Origin of the sequence: Pseudomonas protegens CHA0, assembly GCF_000397205.1 — a bacterium.
GTDB lineage: Bacteria > Pseudomonadota > Gammaproteobacteria > Pseudomonadales > Pseudomonadaceae > Aquipseudomonas > Aquipseudomonas protegens.
Genome location: NC_021237.1, coordinates 4,655,043 through 4,679,703, shown reverse-complemented (window position 1 = coordinate 4,679,703; position 24,661 = coordinate 4,655,043). Strand labels below are relative to the sequence as shown.

The 24,661-nt window shown below is 64.4% G+C and carries 8 protein-coding genes; 3 read left to right on the top strand and 5 right to left on the bottom strand.

Features of this window, described 5'->3' with window-relative positions:
- Window positions 1-5: 5 nt before the first annotated feature.
- The gene (locus PFLCHA0_RS20765; RefSeq protein ID WP_015636424.1) at window positions 6-13,244 is read left to right on the top strand and encodes a non-ribosomal peptide synthase/polyketide synthase; all 13,239 of its coding nucleotides are present in this window, start codon (window positions 6-8) and stop codon (window positions 13,242-13,244) included.
- Window positions 13,245-13,849: 605 nt separating this feature from the next.
- On the opposite strand, the gene PFLCHA0_RS20760 is transcribed toward PFLCHA0_RS20765, so the two are convergent.
- Together PFLCHA0_RS20760 and PFLCHA0_RS20755 are read right to left on the bottom strand one after the other, a co-directional pair.
- The gene (locus PFLCHA0_RS20760) at window positions 13,850-16,324 is read right to left on the bottom strand and encodes a TonB-dependent siderophore receptor (protein ID WP_015636423.1); all 2,475 of its coding nucleotides are present in this window, start codon (window positions 16,322-16,324) and stop codon (window positions 13,850-13,852) included.
- A gap of 95 nt (window positions 16,325-16,419) precedes the next feature.
- The gene (locus tag PFLCHA0_RS20755) at window positions 16,420-18,072 is read right to left on the bottom strand and encodes a cyclic peptide export ABC transporter (RefSeq protein ID WP_015636422.1); all 1,653 of its coding nucleotides are present in this window, start codon (window positions 18,070-18,072) and stop codon (window positions 16,420-16,422) included.
- Window positions 18,073-18,272: 200 nt separating this feature from the next.
- Between PFLCHA0_RS20755 and PFLCHA0_RS20750 the strand changes: the two genes are divergently transcribed.
- Window positions 18,273-19,136, top strand: coding sequence for a formyltransferase family protein (locus tag PFLCHA0_RS20750; RefSeq protein ID WP_019094655.1), 864 nt, complete (start codon window positions 18,273-18,275; stop codon window positions 19,134-19,136).
- A 54-nt stretch (window positions 19,137-19,190) separates the two neighbouring features.
- Here the strand turns inward: PFLCHA0_RS20750 and pvdO are convergent, their stop codons facing one another.
- The 3 genes from pvdO to pvdM are packed head-to-tail and all read right to left on the bottom strand — an operon-like array spanning window position 19,191 to window position 22,822.
- The gene (gene pvdO / locus PFLCHA0_RS20745; protein ID WP_015636420.1) at window positions 19,191-20,084 is read right to left on the bottom strand and encodes a dihydropyoverdine dehydrogenase; all 894 of its coding nucleotides are present in this window, start codon (window positions 20,082-20,084) and stop codon (window positions 19,191-19,193) included.
- A 47-nt stretch (window positions 20,085-20,131) separates the two neighbouring features.
- Window positions 20,132-21,427, bottom strand: coding sequence for a pyoverdine-tailoring periplasmic protein PvdN (gene pvdN, locus PFLCHA0_RS20740; RefSeq protein WP_041752428.1), 1,296 nt, complete (start codon window positions 21,425-21,427; stop codon window positions 20,132-20,134).
- Window positions 21,428-21,448: 21 nt separating this feature from the next.
- Complete coding sequence (pvdM, locus tag PFLCHA0_RS20735; RefSeq protein ID WP_015636418.1) at window positions 21,449-22,822, bottom strand: pyoverdine-tailoring dipeptidase-like protein PvdM; 1,374 nt, start codon at window positions 22,820-22,822, stop codon at window positions 21,449-21,451.
- A 207-nt stretch (window positions 22,823-23,029) separates the two neighbouring features.
- Here pvdM and pvdP point away from each other — a divergent pair, with 207 nt between their 5' ends.
- Entirely contained in the window at window positions 23,030-24,658 is a 1,629-nt protein-coding gene (gene pvdP / locus PFLCHA0_RS20730; RefSeq protein ID WP_015636417.1) for a pyoverdine maturation tyrosinase PvdP, read from the top strand.
- Window positions 24,659-24,661 lie beyond the last annotated feature (3 nt).

The window sequence follows — 24,661 nt, the reverse complement described above, 5'->3', positions numbered from 1 at the left end:
AGTACATGCAAGCTTTAATCGACTCGGTAGGCACGCTTTCTTCCAAGGAAAGAAGAGCCCTGGCGATTTTGCTTAAAGAAAAGGGCATCAACCTCTTTGGTATCGCTCCTATCTGCAGCCGCGGCGCCGACGAGGCGCCGGTTCTCTCCTATACCCAGGAAAGCCAGTGGTTCCTTTGGCAACTGGAACCCGACAGCACCGCCTACCACATCACCACGGCGCTGCGCTTGACCGGAGAACTGGACCTCGACGCGCTGCGCCATGCATTCGATACCCTGATTGCCCGGCATGAAACCCTGCGCACTACCTTTTCCGAAGAAGATGGCACGGCGGTGCAGGTGGTGCACCCACCGGCGCCGCTGGACATCGAGGTCATCGAACTGCACGCCGGCGGCCTGTCCTATGAGGCCCAGGTCCATGCCCTGACCGACAGCAAGAGCCAGCCGCCCTTCGATCTGCGCAATGGCCCGCTGTTGCGGGCCAAATTGCTGCGGGTGGCAGCAGACGAGCATGTGCTGGTCCTGACCCAGCACCACATCGTGTCCGATGGCTGGTCGATGGGGGTGATGGTCGACGAGCTGATCCAGCTCTATGCCGGCTACCGCCAGGGGCGCACGGTCAGCCTGCCGGACCTGCCGATTCAATACGCCGACTATGCCAACTGGCAGCGCCAGTGGATGGATGCCGGCGAGCGTGAGCGGCAACTGGGCTACTGGCTGGAGCAACTGGCCGGGGAGCAGCCCTTGCTGATGCTGCCGCTGGACCACTCGCGCCCGGCGATCCAGAGCTATCGGGGGGCGTTGCTGGATATCCCGTTGCCGGAAGAGCTGCGCCTGGGCCTCAAGCAATTGGCCCAGCGTGAAGGTGCGACCCTGTTCATGCTGTTGCTGGCCTCGTTCCAGGTCTTGCTGCACCGCTACAGCGGCCAGGCGGACATCCGCGTCGGGGTGCCCACCGCCAACCGCAACCGGGTGGAAACCGAGCGCCTGATCGGCTTCTTCGTCAATACCCAGGTGTTCAAGGCCGAGGTCGACGGGCAACTGGGCTTCAATGATTTCCTGCAGCAGGTCAAGCAGACCGCGCTGATGGCCCAGTCCCATCAGGACTTGCCTTTCGAGCAGTTGGTGGAAGCCTTGCGCCCCGAGCGCAGCCTGAGCCACAGCCCGCTGTTCCAGGCAATGTTCAACCATCAGACCGCGGTCAAGAAGGGCGGGCAGAGCCAGCGCCTGGACGACCTCAGCATCGAGACCCTGAGTTGGCAGGGGCGCGCCGCGCAGTTCGACCTGACCCTGGATACCTTCGAATCCGAGGATGGCCTCTGGGCCTCCCTGACCTACGCCACCGACCTGTTCGAGGCGTCCACCATCGAGCGTCTGGCCCAGTCCTGGGTGCAGTTGCTGCAGGGCATCGTCCAGCAGCCGCGCCAGCGCCTGGGGGACCTGCCGCTGCTGGGCGCTGCCGAGCAGCACCAGTTGCTGCACGAGTGGACCCCGGCCACCGGTGAGTTTGTCGGCGAGCACTCTGTGCACCAGTGGGTGCAAGCCCAGGTACAGAAAACTCCCGACGCCCAAGCCCTGCTATTTGCCGGCCAGTGCCTGAGCTACCGGGAACTCAATGCCCGGGCCAACCGTCTGGCGCACAAGCTGATCGAGCTGGGCGTGGGGCCTGAAGTGCGGGTGGGCGTGGCCTTGCAGCGCACCCCGGAAATGGTCGTGGCATTGCTGGCGGTGCTCAAGGCCGGTGGCGCCTATGTGCCCCTGGACCCGGATTATCCCCAGGACCGTCTGGCCCACATGCTGCGTGACAGTCAGGCACAGATCCTGTTGACCGAAAGCGCCTTGCTGTCGCTGCTGCCGTCCGTGGAGTCCTTGCAGACCCTGCAACTGGATGCCCAGCCGGGTTGGCTGGACGCGTATTCGCCGGAAAATCCGCCGCAGCGAGCTACTGCGGACAATCTGGCTTATGTGATCTACACCTCCGGTTCCACCGGCCTGCCCAAGGGCGTGGCGATTGCCCATCGCAACGTGCTGGCACTGATCGACTGGTCGAACCGGGTGTACAGCGCCGATGACCTGCAAGGGGTGCTGGCTTCCACCTCGATCTGCTTCGACCTGTCGGTGTGGGAGCTGTTTGTCACCCTGTCCAGCGGCGGTTCCATCGTCCTGGCCCGCAACGCCCTGGAACTGCCGGAGCTGGCGGACCGCGACCGGGTGCGCTTGATCAATACCGTGCCTTCGGCGATTGCCGCGCTGCACCGCAGCGGGCAGATTCCGCCCAGCGTGCGGATCATCAACCTGGCGGGTGAGCCGCTGAAACAGGCGCTGGTGGATAGCCTCTACCAGCAGCCCGGGCTGGTGCATGTCTACGACCTGTACGGCCCTTCGGAAGACACCACCTACTCGACCTACACCCGGCGCGAGGCCGGCGGCCAGGCCAATATCGGCCGGGCCATCAGCAACACCCAGAGCTACATCCTCAGCCCGGACCTGCAACCGGTGCCGGTGGGCAGTGCCGGCGAGCTGTACCTGGCCGGTGCCGGGGTGACTCGCGGCTATCTGGCGCGCCCAGGGCTGACTGCCGAGAAATTCGTGCCCAACCCGTTCTCCAGTGATGGGGGCCGGGTCTACCGCACCGGCGACCTGACCCGTTATCGCGCCGATGGGGTGATCGAGTACATCGGCCGCATCGACCATCAGGTGAAGATCCGCGGTTTCCGTATCGAGCTGGGGGAAATCGAAGCGCGGCTGGTGCAGCAGGCGGCGGTGCGTGAAGCCTTTGTCCTGGCCCATGACAGCGAAAACGGCCAGCAACTGGTGGCCTATATCGTGCCGAGCGACGCCGCAATGGCGGTGGCAGGGGAAGCCCAGGCCGCCCTGCGCGACAGCCTCAAGACGGCACTCAAGGAACACGTGCCGGACTACATGGTGCCGGCCTACCTGCTGTTCCTGGAGGCGCTGCCGCTGACCCCCAACGGCAAGCTCGATCGCAAGGCCCTGCCCAAGGTCGACGCCCAGCAGATGCAGCAAGTCTACGTGGCGCCGCAGAGCGAACTGGAGCAGCAGATCGCGGCGATCTGGGCCGATGTGCTGAAGCTTGAGCAGGTCGGTGCCACCGACAACTTCTTCGAACTGGGCGGTGATTCGATCATCTCGATCCAGGTGGTCAGCCGCGCGCGGCAGGCCGGTATCCGCTTTACCCCACGGGATCTGTTCCAGTACCAGACGGTACAGGGGCTGGCGGCAGTGGCCGAGCAGGGCGAGGGCGGGGTGCAGATCGACCAGGGCCCGGTGGGTGGCGCAACTGCGCTGCTGCCGGTGCAGCAGTGGTTCTTCGAGTCGCCCATGAGCGAACGCCATCACTGGAACCAGTCAGTGCTGCTCAAACCGGCCCAGCCGCTGCGCGCCGAGGTGGTAGAGAACGCCTTGCAGGCCCTGTGGGTGCAGCATGACGCCTTGCGCTTGCAGTTCAGCCAGGAGGCGGATGGCTGGTCGGCGCGTTTTGCCGATGCCGGCCAGCGGCCGGAGCTGCTCTGGCAGGTCGCAGTGGATGGCGCCCAGGCCATGGAACAGTCGGCGATCGAGGCGCAGCGCAGCCTGAACCTGCAGGACGGGCCGCTGCTGCGGGCCGTGCTGTTCAGCCTGGAGGACGGCAGCCAGCGCCTGTTGCTGGTGATTCACCACCTGGTGGTGGACGGGGTGTCCTGGCGGATCCTGCTGGAGGATCTGCAACGGGCCCACGCTCAACTCAGCGCCGGCCAGCCCCTGGCATTGCCGGCCAAGACCAGCTCGACCCAGGCCTGGGCCGAGCAGATGCGGGCCTATGCCCAAGGTGCGGCGCTGCAGGAAGAACTCAAGTACTGGCAGGCCCAGTTGCAGGGCGTCGAGTCGAACCTGCCGCTGGACCGCCCGGTGACCGAGTTGCAGAACCAGCACGCCAGCAGCCTGAGTTCACGCCTGGACAAGGCCCATACCCAGCGCCTGCTGCAGGATGCCCCGGCGGCCTACCGCACCCAGATCAATGATCTGCTGCTCACCGCCCTGGCCCGGGTCATCACCCGCTGGACCGGCGAAGCCAGTGCCCTGGTGCAACTGGAAGGCCACGGCCGCGAAGACCTGTTCGACAGCATCGACCTGACCCGCACCGTGGGCTGGTTCACCAGCATGTTCCCGGTGAAGCTCACGCCGCAGGCGTCCCTGGCCGATTCGATCAAGTTCATCAAGGAACAACTGCGGGCGGTGCCGAACAAGGGCATCGGCTTTGGTGCCTTGCGCTACCTGGGCGAGGCGCAAGCGCAGCAGACCCTGGCAGCCTTGGCCGTGCCGCGTATCACCTTCAACTACCTGGGCCAGTTCGACGGCAGTTTCGACGAGCAGGATTCCCTGTTCAAACCCAGCGGTGAAGCCAAGGGCGACGACCAGAGCCCACTGGCCCCGCTGAGCAACTGGCTGAGCCTGGATGGCCAGGTCTATGGCGGCGAGTTGAGCCTGAACTGGACCTTCAGCCAGCAGATGTTCGATACCGCCACCGTGCAGCGGCTGGCCGACGACTATACCGAGGAGCTCAAGGCGCTGGTGGCGCATTGCTGCACACCAGAGCTGGCGGGCGCGACCCCGTCGGACTTCCCACTGGCGGGCCTGAGCCAGCAACAGCTGGACCGCTTGCCGGTGGCGATGGCCTCGGTCGAAGACCTCTACCCCCTGTCGCCGATGCAGCAGGGCATGCTGTTTCATACCCTCTACGAGCAGGCCGCGGGCGATTACATCAACCAACTGCGGGTAGACGTGGATGGCCTTGATCCGCTGCGCTTCCAGCAGGCCTGGCAGGCGGCCATCGATCGGCATGACATCCTGCGCACCGGCTTTATCTGGCAGGGCGAGGTGTCGACGCCGCTGCAAGTGGTGCACAAGCATATTGCCCTGGACTGCACCGAACATGACTGGCGCGGCCAGCCGCAGCAGCAGGAAGCCCTGGATACCCTGGCCACCGCCGAGCGCCAGCGTGGCTTCGAGCTGGATGCCGTGCCGTTGTTGCGCCTGACTCTGGTACGTATCGATGAGCAGCGCTACCACCTGATCTACACCAACCATCACATCCTGATGGACGGCTGGAGCAACTCGCAGTTGCTCGGCGAAGTGCTGCAACGTTATGCCGGTCAGTTGCCCAGCCACGCTCCGGGCCGCTACCGGGACTACATCGCCTGGCTGCAACGCCAGGATGCCCAGGCCTGTGAAAGCTTCTGGAAAGAACAACTGCAGACGCTGGATGAACCGACCCGCCTGACCCAGGCGCTGTCCCGGGTCGCGGACATTGCGGCCGGCACCGGCCACGGCAAGCATCATCGCGAGCTGGACCTGGCACAGACGGCACGGCTTGGCGAATTTGCCCGGCAGCAGAAGGTCACGGTCAATACCCTGGTGCAGGCGGCGTGGCTGCTGTTGCTGCAACGTTGCACCGGGCAGGAAAGCGTGGTGTTCGGCGCCACGGTGGCGGGGCGCCCCGCGGAGCTCAAGGGCATAGAGCAGCAGGTGGGCTTGTTCATCAACACCTTGCCGGTGGTGGCCACGCCACGCCCGGACATGACCGTGAGCCAGTGGTTGCAGGCAGTGCAGAACCGCAACCTGGCGCTGCGCGACTATGAGTACACGCCGCTGTATGAAGTGCAGCGCTGGGCCGGGCTGGGCGGGGATGCGCTGTTCGACAACATCCTGGTGTTCGAGAACTACCCGGTGTCCGAAGCCCTGGAAAAAGGTGCTCCGGCGCAACTGCGCTTTGGCGCTGTGGGTAACCACGAGCAGACCAACTACCCCCTGACGGTCGCGGTCAACCTGGGGGCGAGCCTGTCGTTCGAGTTCATCTATGCCCGTGAATCCTTCTCCGAACCTTCGATGGTGCAGTTGGGCGGGCACTTGCAGGGCCTGTTGCTGAGCCTGATGGAGCATGCGCAAACCGGCCTGGGTGAGTTGCCATTACTGACGCAGGACGAGCAGCACCGTATCCGCCAGGATTGGGACCACACCGATGTGGTCTACCCGACCGAGCGTTTTGTTCACCAGCTGTTTGCCGATCAGGCGGCCAAGGCGCCGGATGCCCCGGCGGTGTTCTTCGCCGAGCAGCGCCTGAGCTATCGCGAGCTGGATACTCAAGCCAACCAGCTGGCGCACAAGTTGATCGAGCTGGGCGTTGGCCCGGAAGTGCGGGTGGCCATCGCCATGCCGCGTTGCGCGGAAATCATGGTGGCCTTCCTGGCCGTGCTCAAGGCTGGTGGGGTTTATGTGCCGCTGGATATCGAGTACCCCCAGGACCGCCTGCGCTACATGATGCAAGACAGCGGCGCGTGGCTGCTGCTGACCCAGAGCCACCTGCTGGATCGCTTGCCGATTCCTGAGGGGCTGCCGACCCTCAGCGTCGAAGGCGCGGCTGATTTTGCGGCTTACCCTGTGACCAGTCCGCAGGTGGATCTGGCCGAGGAAAACCTCGCCTATGTGATCTACACCTCCGGCTCCACCGGGCTGCCCAAGGGCGTTGCGGTGTCCCATGGTCCATTGGCCATGCACAGCCTGGCCACCGGCGAGCGCTATGAAATGAGCCCGGCGGATTGCGAGTTGCACTTCATGTCCTTCGCCTTCGACGGTTCCCACGAAGGCTGGATGCACCCGCTGATCTACGGTGCCAGCGTGCTGATTCGCGACGATAGTTTGTGGTCGCCGGAATTCACCTACGAACAGATGCACCGCTACGGCGTCACCGTGGGTGTGTTCCCGCCGGTGTACCTGCAGCAACTGGCGGTACACGCCGAGCGTGACGGCAACCCGCCGGCGGTGCGGGTGTACTGCTTCGGCGGCGATGCAGTGCCCCAGGCCAGTTACGATCTGGCATGGCGGGTGCTGCGGCCCAAGTACATCTTCAACGGTTACGGCCCGACCGAGACGGTGGTTACGCCATTGATCTGGAAGGCCAAGGCGGGCGATCCGTGCGACGCGGCCTATGCGCCCATCGGCAATATCGTCGGCAATCGCAGCGCTTATGTGGCCGATGCCAACCTCAACCTGTTGCCGGTTGGCGTGGCGGGCGAGTTGTACCTGGGCGGCCTGGGCGTGGCCCGGGGTTACCTGGATCGACCTGGGCTGACGGCCGAGCGTTTTATCCCTGACCCCTACAGCACCACCGGGGCCCGGCTGTACCGCAGCGGCGATCTGACCCGCTATCGCACCGATGGCTTGGTGGAATATGTGGGCCGTGTCGACCATCAGGTGAAGGTGCGGGGCTTCCGTATCGAGCTGGGCGAGATCGAAGCGCGCTTGCTGGAGCAGGACCCGGTACTGGAAGTGGCGGTGATCGCCCAGCCAGGGCCGAGCGGCCAGCAGCTGGTGGGCTACATCGTGCCGGTGGACGCCGAGGTGGCGTCGAGCAACGAGCGCCAGGCGCAGTTGCGCGAGAGCATCAAGGCGCGCCTGCGCGAGAGCCTGCCGGACTACATGGTGCCGACTTACCTGCTGTTCCTCGAAGCACTGCCGCTGACACCGAACGGCAAGCTGGACCGCAAGTCGCTGCCGAAAGTCGATGCGCAGCTGATGCAGCAGACCTACGTCGCGCCGCAGAACCCGCTGGAACAACAGATCGCGGCGATCTGGGCCGATGTGCTGAAGCTTGAGCAGGTGGGCGTCACCGACAACTTCTTCGAACTGGGTGGCGACTCGATCATCTCGATCCAGGTGGTCAGCCGTGCCCGGCAGGCTGGTATCCGCTTCACCCCCAAGGACCTGTTCCAGCACCAGACGGTGCAAGGGCTGGCCACGGTGGCGGAGCAGGGCGAGGGCGGTTTGCAGATCGACCAGGGCCCGGTGCGTGGGCAGATGGCGCTGCTGCCGATCCAGCAATGGTTCTTCGACACCCCGGTTCCGGAACGGCATCACTGGAACCAGTCGGTGCTGCTCAAGCCGCTACAGGCGCTGCAAGCCCAGCCCCTGGAAAGCGCATTGCAGGCCCTGACGGTGCAGCACGATGCCTTGCGCCTGCGCTTTACCGAACATCAGGGCACGTGGCGTGCAGCCTTTGCCGATGCCGAGGAGCCGGTGCAACTGCTGTGGCAGGCCAATGTCGCCGACGCCCAGGCGTTGCAGCAGTTTGCCGAGCAGGCCCAGAGCAGTCTCAACCTGCAGGAGGGCCCGTTGCTGCGGGCCGTGCTGTTCACCCTGGCCGACCAGAGCCAGCGCCTGTTGCTGATCGTTCATCACCTGGTGGTGGATGGGGTGTCCTGGCGGATTCTCCTGGAGGATCTGCAAGCCTTGCTGGGCGGCCAGGCACTGCCGGCCAAGTCCAGCTCGACCCAGGCCTGGGCCGGGCAGTTGCAGGCCTATGCCAGCAGCGCGGCGCTGCAGCAGGAGCTGGGTTACTGGCAGGCACAGTTGCAGGGTGTCGAATCGAACCTGCCTTGCGACCACGGCCACGACGGGTTGCAGAACCAGCACGCGAGCAGTGTCGAAACCCGGCTGAGCAAGGGTGATACCCAACGCCTGTTGCAGGACGCACCGGCAGCCTATCGCACCCAGATCAACGATCTGCTGCTTACCGCCCTGGCCCGGGTCATCACCCGCTGGACCGGCGACAGCAGCGCCCTGGTGCAACTGGAAGGCCACGGCCGCGAAGAGCTGTTCGACAGCATCGACCTGAGCCGCACCGTGGGCTGGTTCACCAGCGTGTTTCCGGTGAAGCTGACGCCGCAGCCGGCCCTGGCCGACTCGATCAAGTTCATCAAGGAACAGCTGCGGGCGGTGCCGAACAAGGGCATCGGCTTCGGTGCCTTGCGCTACCTGGGGGATGCTCAAGCACAGGCAGCCCTCGCCGCACTGGCGGTGCCACGCATCACCTTCAACTACCTGGGACAGTTCGACGGCAGTTTCGATGACCAGCAGGCATGGTTTGCCCCGGCCAGTGAGGCCAAGGGCGACGACCAGAGCCTGCACGCCCCCCTGGGCAACTGGTTGACTCTCAATGGCCAGGTCTATGGCGGTGAGCTGAGCCTGGGCTGGAACTTCAGCCGGGCGATGTTCGATACCGCCACCATCGAGCACCTGGCGGATGACTACGCCCGGGAACTCAAGGCGCTGATCGAGCATTGCAGCCAGCCCGAGCACCGTGGCGCCACGCCATCGGACTTCCCGCTGGCCGGCCTGAGCCAGCAACAGCTGGACCGCTTGCCGCTGGCCCTGGCACAGGTCGAGGACCTTTATCCGCTGTCGCCGATGCAGCAAGGCATGCTATTTCACACCCTGTATCAAGAGGAGGGTGGCGACTACATCAACCAGCTGCGGGTGGATGTGGACGGGCTCGATCCCGAGCGCTTCCGCCAGGCCTGGCAGGCAACCATCGAGCGTCATGACATCCTGCGCAGCGGTTTCCTCTGGCAGGGCGAACTGCCGGCGCCGATCCAGGTGGTGTACAAGCAGGTCAGCCTGGAGTGTGTCGAGCACGACTGGCGCTCGACGCAGCAGGCCCCGCAAGCCCTGGACACCCTGGCGGCGACCGAGCGTCAACGGGGCTTCGATCTGGCCGCTGCGCCCCTGCTGCGCCTGACCCTGGTGCGCACTGGCGAGCAGCGTTACCACCTGATCTACACCAACCACCACATCCTGATGGACGGCTGGAGCAACTCGCAGTTGCTCGGTGAAGTACTGCAACGTTATGCCGGTCAATTGCCGCAGCACCTGACCGGGCGCTACCGCGACTACATCGCCTGGCTGCAACGCCAGGACGCCACCCTTAGTGAACATTTCTGGAAACAGCAACTGCAGGGGCTGGATGAGCCGACCCGTCTGGCCCAGGCCATTGCTGCCGGTGCACGAGCGCCGCTGGAGGAGGGCCATGGCAGCCATGGCTGCACCCTCGACGAGGCCCAGACCCGCAGCCTGGGCGAGTTTGCCCGCCAGCAGAAGGTCACGGTCAACACCCTGGTGCAGGCCGCCTGGCTGTTGCTGCTGCAACGCTGCACCGGGCAGGACACGGTGGTGTTCGGCGCCACCGTGTCTGGCCGGCCGGCGGAACTCAAGGGCGTGGAGCAGCAGATCGGCCTGTTCATCAACACCTTGCCGGTGGTGGCCGCGCCACTTCCGCAGTTGTCGGTCAGCGACTGGTTGCAGGCCGTGCAGGAGCGCAACCTGGCCCTGCGTGACTTCGAACACACGCCACTGTACGACGTGCAGCGCTGGGCCGGCCTTGGGGGCGAGGCACTGTTCGACAACATCCTGGTGTTCGAGAACTACCCGGTGTCCGAAGCCCTGGAGAAAGGCTCGCCGGCACAGTTGCAATTTGGCGCGGTAGGCAATCATGAGCAGACCAACTATCCGCTGACGTTGTCGGTGTTCGTCGCTGAACGCTTGTCATTCGACTACAGCTATTCGTACCAGCACTTCAGTGGCGCGGTGATCCGGCAACTGGCCGAGGGCCTGCAGCACCTGCTGCTGGCCATGATCGGCAACCCCGGGCAGTGCCTGGGGGATCTTTCGCTGCTCAGCGACGGGCAACGGACGGCCGTTGAACAGGAGTCCCGCCGGGCGGCCGGGCAAGTGGGCCGGGGCCTGAATATCCACCAGTTGATCGAAGCCCAGGCCGCGCGCACTCCGGATGCCGTGGCGCTGCTGTGCGCCGGCCAGCAACTGAGCTATGGCCAGTTCAACCAGCGGGCCAACCAGTTGGCCCATAAGCTGATCGAGCAGGGTGTAGGCCCGGATGTGCGGGTGGGCATTGCCGTGGAGCGCGGGCTGGACATGATTGTCGGCCTGCTGGCGGTGCTCAAGGCCGGTGGCGCCTACGTGCCGCTGGACCCCGAGTACCCCCAGGAGCGCCTGCACTACATGATGCAGGACAGCGGCATCCAGTTGCTGCTGACCCAGTCGCCGCTGCTGGAGCGTTTGCAGGATGGCCTCGCGGTGCCGTACCTGTGCCTGGACCAGGCTCCCGTCTGGTTGGCCGGTATGGCGCAGGGCAACCCGCCTGAGCGCAGCAGCGCGGAAAACCTGGCCTATGTGATGTACACCTCCGGCTCCACCGGCCGGCCCAAGGGCGTAGGTATTACCCACAACGCCCTGAGCCAGCACGCACGGGCCACCGCCAGCCATTTCAACATGACGGCTGCGGACCGTGGCTTGCAGTTCTCCACCTTCAACTTCGATGCCTTTGTCGAACAGCTGTACCCGGCGCTGATCCGTGGTGCTTCGGTGGTGATCCGCGGCAAGGCGCTGTGGGACAGCGAAACCTTCTACCGCGAGCTGATCGAGCAAGGCATCAGCATCGTCGACTTGAGCACCGCCTACTGGTTCATGCTGGGCAAGGACTTCGCCGCCAAGGGGCCGCGGGACTTTGGCCGTCTGCGTCAGCTCAACCTGGGGGGCGAGGCCATGCCGGCGGAAGGCGTGGCCGCCTGGAAGCAGGCCGGCCTGAAACACGCCTGCCTGCTCAACACCTACGGGCCCACCGAGGCCACCGTGAGTGCCACGGCCCATGACTGCGGTGCCTACCTGAAGGGGACCGAGCCGCTGCCGGCGGTGATTCCACTGGGCAAGGCCCTGCCGGGCCGTTCCATCTACCTGCTGGACAGCAGCGGCAACCTGCCGCTCAACGGTGTGATTGGCGAGCTGATGATCGGTGGCGACCTGCTGGCCCGGGGTTACCACGACCGCCCAGGCCTGACTGCCGAGCGTTTCATTCCCGATCCGTTCAGCAGCGATGGTGGGCGCCTGTATCGCTCCGGCGATCTGGCCCGCTATGACGCCGAAGGCGTGATCGAGTACGCCGGGCGCATTGACCACCAGGTGAAGATCCGCGGTTTCCGTATCGAAATGGGCGAGATCGAAGCGCGGCTGCTGGAGCTGACGCCAGTACGCGAGGCGCTTGTACTGGCCCAGGACGGCGCGAGCGGGCCACAACTGGTGGCTTATGTCGTGCCAGCCGCGCAGGTGGCGGCCGATACGCCGCAGGCCCAGGCGCAACTGCGCGAGCAATTGAAAGCGGCCCTCAAGGAGGTGCTGCCGGACTACATGCTGCCGGCGCACCTGCTGTTCCTCGAAGCGCTGCCGTTGAGCCCCAATGGCAAGCTGGACCGCAAGGCCCTGCCCAAGGCCGAGGCCAGCCTGTTGCAGCAGGCCTACATCGCTCCACAGAGCGAGCTGGAACAGCAGGTCGCCGCCCTCTGGAGCCAGGTGCTGGGCGTCGATCAGGTGGGCCTGGACGACAACTTCTTCGAGTTGGGTGGGCACTCCCTGGATGCCTTGCGCCTGATCGGCGCCATCAACCAGGCACTGGCTGTGCAACTGAGCATCAATGCGCTGTTCACGGCGCCGACCGTGGGGCAACTGGCTGGTGTGATCGCAGCCGGTCAGCCCGAGAGTGCACAAAATGTCATCGCCCTGGGCGGCTCCGGCCAGCCGCTGTTCTGCTTCCACCCGGCGGGGGGCAGCGTGTATGGCTACCTGCCGTTGGCGGCGCAGTTGCGCGACCGTTGCGCGGTGTATGGCGTGCTGCACCAGGCCTACCTGCAAACCGACTGGAGCGAGGTTTCATGGCAGGCCATGATCGAGCGCTATGTCGCCAGCATCCGCCAGGTGCAGCCGACAGGTCCTTACTACCTGGCAGGCTGGTCCCTGGGCGGGTCCATTGCCATGGACGTGGCCAGCGAACTGGAGGCGGCGGGAGAGACGGTGCGTTTCCTCGGCCTGCTCGACCCGACACCGCCTCAGGGCGCCGGGGACGATCAGATCCAGACGCAGGAGATGCCAGTCACTGTGACGGCCGAGTCCGAGTGGCAGGCGATCATCGACAAGCTCTGCCAGCAGTTCCCGGGCAGTGCAGGGATGATCGAGAGCCGCTTGAGGCGCGAAGCCGAGCTCGACTGGCAGAGCATCCATGGCTGGGTGGCTGGCAATATCCCCCTGGCTCCCGGCGAGCTGGATCGGGTGGTGGGGCTGTTCAAGGCCGAGTTCGACGCCTCGCTGGTCAGCGCGGTGTTCAATGACTTGAGCGCCTTGTCTGCGGCCTATGCCTATCGCCCCCTGCGGGTTGCGCCGCGGCTATGGTGGTCCAGCGATTATGCCCGGGAGCGGATCCAGGTCATGGAGCAGGCCATGGGTCGCGAGGTGCAGGGTGGTGAGATCGCCGCTTCACGCCGTATCGAGGCCCGCCATGAAGCCATGGTGGACAGCCGAGCCTTGCTGGAGAGCTTCACAGAGCAGTTGCTGACCTGCTTGAACTGAGACACCGACAAAGGCCTGGACCGGCAACGGTCCAGGCCTTTGTCGTTTTCGTCATAAGCAAATCAACGGCTCGCCCTCGCTCTGTAGGAGCTGGCTTGCCAGCGAACGTGCGCAGGTCTTAAGGGCGCCTTCGCCGGCAAGCCGGCTCCTACGGGGATCTGCACCGTGCATGTGACTGCTGTAGGAGCTGGCTTGCCAGCGAAGGTGTCACCCGGGGCGCTGCATGACTTGCGGGCCTCTTCGCCGGCAAGCCGGTTCCTACGGGGATCTGCACCGTGCATGTGACTGTTGTAGGAGCTGGCTTGCCAGCGTAGGCGTCACCCGGGGCGCTGCATGACTTGCGGGCCTCTTCGCCGGCAAGCCGGCTCCTACGGAGATCTGCACCGTGTATCTGACTGCTGTAGGAGCTGGCTTGCCAGCGAAGACGTCACCCGGGGCGCTGCATGACTTGCGGGCGCCTTCGTCGGCAAGCCGGCTCCTACGGAAGGGGATGTGGGAGGGGAGGGGAATTCATCGCGTTGCAGGATCTGGCTTGCCAGCGAAGGTGCGCGAGTCTCAAGGGCGCCTTCGCCGGCAAGCCGGCTCCTACAGGGGGAGGACGTGATTCACAGAGACCAGCTGACCGTGACCATGGCGTTGCGCGGGTCGCCGTAGAGGCTGGTGCCGTAGTCGGTGTTGGTGCCGATGCTCTGGTAGTAGCGCTTGTCGAAGAGGTTGTTGACGTTGAGGCGAATGTTCACATTCTCCGAGGCCTTGTAGCTGGTCATCAGGTCCACCAGGGCGTAGGACTTCTGTTCGATGCGGTAGTCGAAGGTGCTCAGGTAGTCGTTGGTGCCCTTGTTGTAGATGGTGTTCTGGCCATAGATCCCGCCCCCGATGGTCCAGCGGTTCAGGTCGCCGGGCAGTTGGTAGGTGGTGAAGGCCTTGAACACGCTGCGCGGGATGTCGGTGTCGAACAGGCGGCCGACGTTGGCTTCATTGGAGTCCTTGGTGTACTTGACCGAGGCATAGGTGTAGCCCGCCCCCAGTTCCCAGCCCGGGGCCAGGGTGCCGTTGATTTCCAGTTCGATACCTTCGCTGCGCACCTGGCCCGCGGCTTCGTAGCAGGTGCTTCCCACCGGGTTGCACTGGTTGGGGTTGAGTACCTTGGCACGGTTTTCCTGGTCGATGCGGAAGATCGCCGCACTGGCATTGAGTTTGCCGTCGAAGTACTCGCCCTTGATGCCCAGTTCGTAGTTCTTGCCTTCGATGGGCTTGAGCGCGCCGTTGGAGGTGTCGAGTTCGGTCTGTGGCTTGAAGATATCGGTGTAGCTGACATAGACCGAGTGGTTCTGGTCCAGGTCATAGATGGCTCCGGCATAGCGGGTCAGGTGCCGTGTCACTTTGTTCGGCAGGCTGGAGGCGGAGGCCTTGCCGTTCCAGGTGGTGGTCACGTCATAGTCGTACCAGTCCAGGCGGCCGCCCAGGATCAGCTTCAGGTCATCGGTGATGCTCAGACGGGTGGTGACGTAGGTGCCTTCCAGCTGGCTGGTACGGCGTTGTGTCCAGGGGTTGGCACTCATGTCCGGCTTGGGAATGCCGCTGGGTTTGTAGATGTTGGTGTGGGTCTCAAGGTCGATGGGCAGGCCCTTGCCCTTGAACGTCAAGTCGCGCCGGCTGGCGCCCACCACCAGTTCATGGGTACGCCCGAACAGGGAGAAGGGACCGGTGACGTAACCGTCGTAGCTGTTTTGCTGGTCTTCGTAGTCGTAGCGACCGATGTTCTGGCCGAACTCATCGTAGTTGGCGCCCATGCGTTCCGGAATGGAGCCGAGCATGTTCAGGTCCGACCAGCTCTTGCTGGCGGACAGGAGCATTTTCCAGCTGTTGGCGAAGCGATACTCCAGGCGGCTGAACGCCGTGGTGTTGTTCTGATCCCAGTACTCCCACTTGCTGCCCAGGTAGGTCGAGCGCTTGAGGTGCAGGTCGCTGCCGTCGGCTGCAACCGGCAGGCCACCCCAGGAAGTGTTGTTTCTGCCGCTCTGGTTGGAGACGCCAAAAGTGAAGGTGGTGTCTTCGTTCAGGTCGGCCTCGGTGATGCCGTAGAACACGTTGCGTTCACTGCTGACGAAGTCCTGGAAGCTGCCCTTGCTCTGATAGGCGGCGACCACCCGGCCGCGCAGGGTGCCGCTTTCGTTGAGGGCGTTGGAGGCGTCGATCTCGGTGCGGTAGTCGTCCCAGCTGCCGGCGCTGCCGGTGACGGTGACCCGCGGCGTGGCGGTGGGGCGCTTGCGCACCATGTTGATCGCTGCCGACGGGTTACCTGCGCCCTGCATCATCCCGGTGGCGCCACGCACCACTTCCACATGGTCGAAGATCGCCATGTCAGCCGAGGAGTTCATGTCCCGGCTCAGGTAGTGGGTCAAATCGTTGGGCAAGCCGTCGGTCATCAGGTTTTCGACGGCAAAACCACGGGAGTAGAAGGTCGGCCGCTGCGGACCGTCCTTGGTGATGGAAATGCCGGGGGTGGCCTTGAGCACATCCTCCAGGGACCTCATGTTCTGGTCATCCATGCGCTGGCGGGTGATGACCGTGACCGACTGCGGGGTTTCCCGGGCCGTCAGCGACAGCTTGCTGGCGGTCTGCATGGCCCCGGTGGTGTAGGAACCTGTGTCCTCGGTGGTGGTGCCCAGGCCCTGGCCGCTGATGGTGCTGGTCCCCAGTTCCAGCGAGCCGTTGCCACCATGGTTGCGGATAGTGACCGAGTTGTCCTTGAGGGTGTAGGCCACCCCCGTGCCATTGAGCATGGCCGCGATGGCCCGCTCCGGCGAATAGCTGCCGCTGAGGGCGTTGCTGCGCTTGCCTTGCACATCGTCAGGGTTGTAGAGCACCTGCATATTGGCCTGGCGCCCGAACTCCTGCAGGGCCGCAGACATGGACTGCGAGACGATGTTGAAATGGATTTCCTGGGCCTGGACCTGAGCCATCAGTGGCAGGGTCAGGGCCAGGCCCAGGGTGCGGGAAGCCAGTTTTGGCGAGAAGGCCTGGCGAAGCAGCGCTTTCGTCAAAGGGGTCAGTCGGTGTTGTGCGGGCATGCTCATATGCTCTTATAGATCCGGCAGATGTAGTGACTGTTAATGGTATTAATTCTCAGTTCTGTCTGTATGACGCATCAGCTGCCATAAACCGGAAACAATCACGCCGGTTGCAGTTCAGTCAGGACTCGTCCGGCCTTCATGCGCACCAACTGGTCGGCAATGTCGAAGTAGCGATCGTCGTGGCTGATCACGATGATGGTCTTGCCCAGGCGCTTGAGATCGGGCAGCAGCTCGGTGTAGAAAATCCGCCGGAAGGCCGGGTCCTGGTCGGCGGCCCATTCGTCGAACACCAGCACCGGGCGCTCTTCCAGCCAGGCATTGACCAGGGCCAAGCGCTTGCGCTGGCCGGTGGACAGGTCGGTGGTGGTGAAGGCGCCATCCTTGACGCTGACCTTGTGGGCGATTTCCAGGCGGTTCAGGTACTGGGTGGCGACGTCCAGCGACTTGCCGGCATTGCCCTGGACCAGGTCGTCGAACAGGTAGTAGTCGGCAAATACCGTGGTGAACAGCTGCCGGTAGTCATCCCGGGCCCGGTCGGTCACCGCTTCGCCATTGAGACGGATCTCCCCGGACTGGGGCTGGTACAGGCCCAGCAACAGCTTGATCAGGGTGGTCTTGCCGCAGCCGTTCTCGCCGACGATGAAGACGATGTCGCCCTGCTTGATGTTCAGGTTGATCGGGCCCAGGTGGAACGGTTCGCTGCCTTCCACCGGCGGCGGGCTGTAGCGCACCTCGCGCAGTTCCAGGCTGTGCACCACCGCTTGCGGCGCTTCGCTGTCGTCCATCAGCAGGTGCGGCTCGGGAGAAGAGAAGCGTTCGGACAGTTCGCTGATCCGGGCGAAGGCGATCTTGGCCTTGCCGACGATGGGCAGGTAGCCGACCACGTGTTCCAGCGGGCCCTTCATGTACAGCAGCACCAGCACGAAACCGGTGATCACCGCAGGGTCCGGGTTCGGGTAGTAGGCCTGCATGGCCAGGGCCAGGCCGATGACCACGAAGAACAGCATCGAGCCGAAGCTCTTGGCCAGGATGTAGATGTTTACCGAGCGCACCTGGATATCGCTGATGCGATCCGCGGTTTTCTGGATGCGCTGGGTATTCATGCGAAAGCGCCGGGGCCGGTGAATGCGCAGTTCCTTGGCACCGGAGGCGATCGCGTTGTAGTAGCGCTGCAGCTCGTCCTCATGGTCGCGAGCCTCATCGAAGCCCTTGATGCCCTTGCCGCCGGCCACCAGCTGCACACTGGTGCCGATGATGATGGCCACCACCATCATCAGGAACATCGGCACCGAGAGGTACGCCAGGTAGCCCAGGCAACCCAGGGTGACGGTGGTGGCGATGGCCAGGGGAGTGAAGGCGAAAGAGAAGTCGCTGATGGTGTCGACGTCGTGGGTCAGTACCGGGATCAGGCGGTGGGAGCGATAGCGCTCGATCTGGGTGATGGGCGCCGAGAGTACTTTTTCACCCAGGTCCTTGCGCAGGGCGGCAATGATCCGTTGTCCCACATAGTTGGTGCCGATGTCCGAGACGATGGAACTGACCAGGGCCAGCACGCACAGGGCGGCGAAGGTCAGGACCACGCCTTGGGTCATGCCGGTCGCCGAGTGCAGGGCGTTGTTGATGGTGGCCAGCAACAGGGTGATGGCCAGGCCGCCGGCCATGCCCAGGGCAACGGAGATCACCACGATGGTGCGAAAGGGCCTGAGCAATGCGAGCAGACCGTTGAAGGCGCCGCGCTTGGGGTCGGTCATAAGTACTTCCCAGAGAGTGGATAGAGGGTCGTAGCACGCAGACCCTTACCCCTGACAAACGAAGCGCCGACGCCAGTATTTAGCTCGGCATGCCAGCCCGGCGGGCACTGCGGATAAATTGCCCTGCCTGTGGTTCGTTCTTGTTCTGTGGGCGCACGTGTATCGACGCAGTGCCTGAACCATTGAGCGAGAGCGAGCAAATGACAAAGAAGAATCTGGTGTATGTCTGGTCCCTGCGAAATGCCGCCGCCGACAAGGCCGGGCAGGCGGTGGCTTACAAGGACCACGAGCGCTACATGAAATCGGTGCTGGAATTTCTGGTCCAGACGCTGAACCAGACGCCCCTGGGCGAGGCCTACGAACTGGTGGGCGTGGTCTACGACGATGACGAGCAGTCGCCACGGGACCAGCAGTTGGTCAGCGACTACGGCTTTGCCTACCAGCCGGGCCGCCAGTGGTTGTACCCGGCGGACCTGGAAGTGCAGGGCAAGCGGGTCAACGACTTGCTGCTGAGTGTGCCGTCCACCTATCGTCGCCATCCCCGCGGCAGTGCCGAACACATCGCCGGCAAGCAGGATTTCGAACGCCGCCTGCACGACACCCTGGTGGAGCTCAAAGCCGATATCGTGGTGCTCGACGGCCTGCTGGTGATCCTCGATGAACTGGTGCGCCCGGGAGCGCCTTTCGCCCGGCGGATCATGAACATCCACCCGGGCATCACCCGCATCGAATCGCCCTATGAGCGTCGCGGGGCCTATGCCACCTGGAATGCCCTGTACGGCGCCCGTGGGCAGAAAGTAGTGGATTGGGCGACGAAGGAAACCGAGCCGACCGCGCCGCTATACCTGACCGGTGCCTCGTTCCACTACGTGGACAACGGTATCGACTCCGGCGAGGTGCTGCATGACGTGCTCAACACCGAAATCGGCCCCGAGGACACCATCCTCGAACTGCGCTGGAACAACTTCAACAACAGCCTGTTCCCGGCCTTGCGCCAGGGCCTGTGGCTGATGCTGGAGAACCTTCGCCAGGCTCAGGCCGGCAAGGCCCGGGACGTCGCCTGATACTGCCAGTGGCCCGGTGCGGTTGTTGCCCCGGGCCGCTGTTCATCGGGGTGTCTACTTGTGGCTGGCGCCGGGCTGTTCCAGCTCACGCACGACCCGGAAGCTCAGCCAGTCCCCGCGCACTTCGCGCTTGCGGCTGTTGCGGTTGCCCGAACGCGAGAATACCGGTGCCTCGCCCCAGTCGTTGCCGCGAATCTGGGCATCCAGGCACACCCCTTCCGACTCTTCCATCCAGGCCCGGCCATCGGCAGGTGCGCCCACGTAGTCGGGGTGCCAGCAGTCGGCGACCCATTCATAGACGTTGCCGTGCATGTCATACATGCCGAAGGCATTGGGCGGATAGCTGCCCACCGGGGCGGTGAAGCTGAAGCCGTCCTTGGGGCCGTAGGTGTTGGCGTGCTTGGTGATCTGGTACTGGCCTTCCTCGTCGAAAGGGAAGGGAAAGGAACCGGTGCTGCCGGCGCGTGCGGCGTATTCGCGTTCCGCCTCGCTGACCATCCGGTAGTGCTTGCCGGTTTTCTTCGACAGCCACTGGGTATAGGCCTGCACGTCGGCGTAGTCGACGCAGACCGCCGGCTGGCGCGGCCCCTGTTCATAGCGTGGTTTGCTGGCCTGGCACAGGCGGCCGGGGCGGTCGTCGCCGTCCTTGATCACGGTACCGGTTTCGCGGATGTAGGCATCAAGCTCGGCGGCAGTGACATGGAAGCGGCTCATGGCGAAGGCGTTCTTGAAGGTCACGCTGTGCTGCGGGCCTTCATCGGGCTCGCGGCCCACTTCGTCTTCCGGGGTACCCATGACAAAGCTGCCGGCCGGCAGGACCACCATTTCCGGGCAGTTCTTGCAGTCCTTGAACACGCTGCCGGGCTTGGGCGGTTCTACCGCGTGTGCGTTGAGGCTGATCAGGCAACCGGCCAGGGCGGCCAAGGAGGAATAGGCGATGGGTTTCATCAGTCAATAGCCTTGTGCAATGTGAGTTCAGGGGGCGTGGCAACGGCTCAGGCGGTCTTGCTGCTGCGCAGGCGCTTGCCCAGCAGGTCCATGGTCCGGTCGATATCCGCCTCGCTGTTGAGCAGGCCGGGGGCCATGCGCACTACCGGCCCGGCATCGCGGTCCACCGCGTCCACCAGGATGCGGTTCTCGATCAGCCAGGCGGCGGTGGCGTCGGTGTCCAGGTTCTGGCCGCGGAAGAAGGTGAAGCCGGCGGAATGCTCGGGGCTCAGGGGCGTGACCAGTTCGATGCCCGGGTGTTCCTGCAGGCGCTGCTTGAGGTAGCTGTTGAGTTCGTGGATGCGCGACTGGACGTTGGCCTTGCCCAGCTGCATGTGCAGGTCGAAGGCCTGGTCCACGGCCCAGCGGTGCTCGAAGCTGTGGTAGCCGCCGGGGGTCATGGTGGTGGCGAAGTTCTGGTTTTCGGAGAAGGTCGCCACCATCGGCGTCAGGTGTTCGAGTTGTTCCGAGCGCGAGCAGAAGATCCCGGTACCCCTGGGGCCGAACATCCATTTGTGGGTGCCGGCGACGAAGAAGTCGCAGTTCAGGTCGGCAAAGGTGATGTCCTCCACCCCCAGCCCGTGCACACCATCGACGCAGTAGAGAATCCGCTCGTGCTCATCGCGATTGCGGTTGTGCTGGTCCACCAGCTTGCCGATCTCGCCGATCGGCAGTTTCACGCCGCTGCCCGACTGCACCCAGGTCATGCCCAGTACGCGGGTGTTGGCGCGGATGTTGCGGTCGATGTTGCCCAGCACTTCGTCGGTGGACATCCGGTGGGGCGACTTGAACAGTTCGATGGTGCGCACCTGGGTGCCGTCGCGCTGGGTGCGGTACTTCAGCGCGTTGCGGGTCGAGTAGTGCTCGTGAACCGTGGTCAGGATTTCCTGTCCGGGGCGCACGTGGATGCCGCCATACATCAGGGCCAGGCCTTCGGTGGTGCTGCCGGTCAGGGCCACCTGGCCGGGCTTGATCTGCAGGTAGCGGCCGACACTTTCGCGCACCTGGGCCTCGCGCTTCCAGGTGTACTGGGTGTCGTAGTCCATGGCCATGGCCGGGTTGCGGTCGAGCACTGCGCGGTATTTTTCGATGGCCTCGCGCACCGGCCTCGGGTGCGAGGTGATGAGGAAATTGGCCAGGTGCACGTAGTCCGGGTCGAGGTCGAACAACTGGCGCAATTGGGTCCACTGCGAAGCACTGGCGGTGGCACTGTCGGCCCGGGCCTGGCTGATGGCGAGGTTGCCCAGGGGCAGGGCGGCGGCCAACAGGCCTGCTTGTTTGAGGAATGTCCGACGGTTGGTCACAGGAAGGCTCGTGGTCATGGGTTAGCCGGCGATGGCGGGTTGAGGGGCGGGTTTTGCAGGCTTGGCCAGTTTCTGCACCTGTTCCCAGACGCGCAAATAGTTCTCGCCCCAGAGCTTGGCGATCTCGATATCGCTGTAGCCACGCTGGATCAGCTCGGCGGTGACGTTGCGGTTGTCCGCCACGCTCATCCAGCCATTGACGCCACCGCCCTCGTTGAAGTCCGAGCTGATGCCGACGTGGTCGATGCCGACTTTCTTCACCGTGTAATCGATGGCGTCGACATAGTCCTTGAGGCTGGCCTTGGGTTCCTCATCGAGGATGCCGTACAGGGAGCTGGCGTATTCGCCAAAGCGCTGTTCCGGCCAGATGGTGATCACGGCGTCGCCGGGCATCAGTGCGTTCTCCAGGCCTTGCAGTGGCCCGAGGTCGAAGCGCTTGCGCAAGGCATTGAGCTTGTCCAGGGTCGGCTGGCTGAGGGGGCGCAGGTAGGTGGAGAAGCCCACGACCTGGATCACCCCGCCGGTGGCCTTGATCTGTTGCATTTCCTGGTCGCTGAGGTTGCGCGGGATATCCACCAGCGCCCTGGGGGCGGAGTGGGAAGCCACCACCGGTGCCCGGGTCAGGCTCGCAACGTCGTCCAGGGCCTTGCTCGACATCTGCGAGACGTCGATCACCACCCCCAGGTCATTGAGCCGCTGCACCGCCTGCTTGCCGACGGGCGAGAGGCCGCCGAGGGCGTCCCGGGTGTCATTGAAGAAGGGCAGCGGGCGCGACGAGTCGGCCCAGTCGTTGTTACCCACATAGCTGAAGCCGAACAGGCGCATGCCCCGTGCGGCCCACTGGTCCAGTTGGTCCAGATCGTCGCCCATGGCGTAGGCATTGAGCAGGCTGATCACCACCGCCACCTTGCCTTCGGAGGCAATGCGGCGCAGGTCGGCGGGGGTGTAGGCGATGGCGGCCTGGTTGGGGAAGTCACGCACCATGCCCTGGATGATCCGGTAGCGGGTCTCGCGCTGGTGGCGGGCTTCCTCGACGAAGCCGGCGGTGGGGCGGTGCGGCGCGTTGGGGCCGTTCCACATCTCCGGCCAGGCCAGGATGCTCAGGGCGGCGCCGGACATGCGCCCGCGACCGGCCTTGACCAGGTCGAACTGGCGAGAGGTGTCCTTGTCCGCTTCGCTGCCTTCGGTGCCGAAATCCAGGGGCACGGTGATGTGGCTGTCGAAGGAGATGATGCGCTCTTGCAGGTCGTTGGCGTGCTTGACGATCTCGCTGGGGTAGGACACCCGGTCTTTCCAGTAGTAGTGCCAGGCCGCGCCGGCACCGACACCGAGGGCGGCGACGATGAGTATCAGCAGGCTCAGATAGAGGGTTTTCTTACCAGATATTTTGATCATTGCTATCCCAGTCGCAGGCGGGCTGATGACGGGGTCGGGCCCTGGGGTTCAGTGCTGCCGGGTCCGACCTTTTGTGCACATCTATCCGCGATAAACGAGCTGGCCGAGAGCAAATTTAGCGTCGCGGCAATCGCTGGCCGGTAAATTTCCCTGCAAATCCAACGTTCTAGCTAGATGCGTGACGCGCCACTGGATAAAGGTAGAGCGATGAGGTTTTCGAGAAGAGGATTTTTGACCGGTCTGGCGGTGACGGGAGCGGCTATCCCTGTGGCGTTCTACACCCAGAAGGAGTTGCTGCGTCAGGATGTTCGCCGCAAGGAAGAGCAGGAGATCACCCCCGGGGAAGCCAAGCTGGAGGTGGCCCTGGACCCCGGTGTGCGCCTTGCCGATCACCTGCGGGGCATCTGGGATATCGAGTTTCTCGACGCCAACGGACCGCAATCCCTGCCTCGTAAAGGTTGTGAGTTGTTGCTGGATGCCGGCCCCACCGGGCGCGGCTTGCGTGGCCTCCTGGGGCGTGCGCAGAGCCTGCGAGGCGACGGCCCGGTGGAGTTCATGGTGCAGGGCGACCTGGCGTCGGTGGACGCCGCCAGGTTGCGCTGGCGCTTGTTTGCCGGTGGCCGCATCGCCGGTGCCCCCAGCCATGAATGCCAGGTGGTGCTCGATGAGGTCTGGGCCAGTTGGGGCAATGCCGGCAGCGGCACCCTCAGTGGCAGCCTGCAGTCGCTGCAGGCGTCGCCACTGGCGCCGGTATCCGCGGCGCGTTTTGTGGCGCGCAAGCGAGTCTTTCCTGCCGCCCGGGACCAGAGCGGGCTGAGCCCCGCCTTGCTGGCGTGGCTGGTATCGCCGCAGCACCGCCTGTTCCATCAGCTCTGGCACGCTTCGCGGGACCGTTGGCACACCCTGCCCAAGGACAAGCGCAACAGCCTGCGGGGGCTCGGCTGGCAGCCGGGCCCGGTCAAGCATGAACGTGACGCCCGTGGGCGGCGCAAGCACCGCAATGCCTCGGGCATCGATTTTCTGTTCATGCACCGGCACATGCTCCTGCACGCCCGCTCGTTGCAGCCGGACCTGGTGTCCTGGCAGCAGTTGCCGCAGCCCTGTGCCCGTCTTGAGCAGGACCGGCAGGCCTTTATCCGCTATTACGAAAACCACGACGGCTGTTCGGTACCACCGGCCTGGGTGGCCGACGATGATGAAGAGTTCACCCAATGGCTGCACGGGCTGAAAAGTGATGCGGCGTTCTATGGCAACTTCCAGGTCTGGGAGTCGCAGTACCAGGACCCCGAGTACCTCAGCCGCCTGACCCTGGGCCAGTTCGGGTCCGAGGTCGAGCTGGGCCTGCACGACTGGCTGCACATGCGCTGGGCGGATGTCGCCCGCGATCCTTCCAACGGCATGCCGGTGATGGAAGCGCGCCTGTCCTCGGACTTCGCCGGGCGCTGGTACCAGCCGCAGAATGACTTTCTCGGCGATCCCTTCTCGTCCCACGTGCACCCCATGTTCTGGAAATTCCATGGCTGGATCGATGACCGGATCGACGACTGGTTCCGGGCCCACGAGCGCTACCACCCCGGCGAAGTGTTGCGCCGTGAGGTCAATGGCGTGCCCTGGTTCGCCCCCGGGCGTTGGGTCGAGATCGACGACCCGTGGCTGGGGGCCTCGACCCATGGCTGCGGCCCCCTGGGCAATGCCCCGGGAGAAATGTCCCTGGAGATGGATCAGGAGGTCATGAAGCTGGCCTTGCGCATCGCCCTGAGCCGCGACGAAGAGGTGCCGGACCTGCTCAAACGGGCACCGCGCCGGCCTTGGTATGCCCAGCACTTGAAGCTCTGAGGC

Bases quoted from the DNA above. Each gene is read 5' to 3' on its own strand.
- PFLCHA0_RS20765 (WP_015636424.1), top strand. From the start codon at position 6: ATGCAAGCTTTAATCGACTCGGTAGGCACGCTTTCTTCCAAGGAAAGA.
- PFLCHA0_RS20760 (WP_015636423.1), bottom strand. From the start codon at position 16,324: ATGAGCATGCCCGCACAACACCGACTGACCCCTTTGACGAAAGCGCTG.
- PFLCHA0_RS20755 (WP_015636422.1), bottom strand. From the start codon at position 18,072: ATGACCGACCCCAAGCGCGGCGCCTTCAACGGTCTGCTCGCATTGCTC.
- PFLCHA0_RS20750 (WP_019094655.1), top strand. From the start codon at position 18,273: ATGACAAAGAAGAATCTGGTGTATGTCTGGTCCCTGCGAAATGCCGCC.
- pvdO (WP_015636420.1), bottom strand. From the start codon at position 20,084: ATGAAACCCATCGCCTATTCCTCCTTGGCCGCCCTGGCCGGTTGCCTG.
- pvdM (WP_015636418.1), bottom strand. From the start codon at position 22,822: ATGATCAAAATATCTGGTAAGAAAACCCTCTATCTGAGCCTGCTGATA.
- pvdP (WP_015636417.1), top strand. From the start codon at position 23,030: ATGAGGTTTTCGAGAAGAGGATTTTTGACCGGTCTGGCGGTGACGGGA.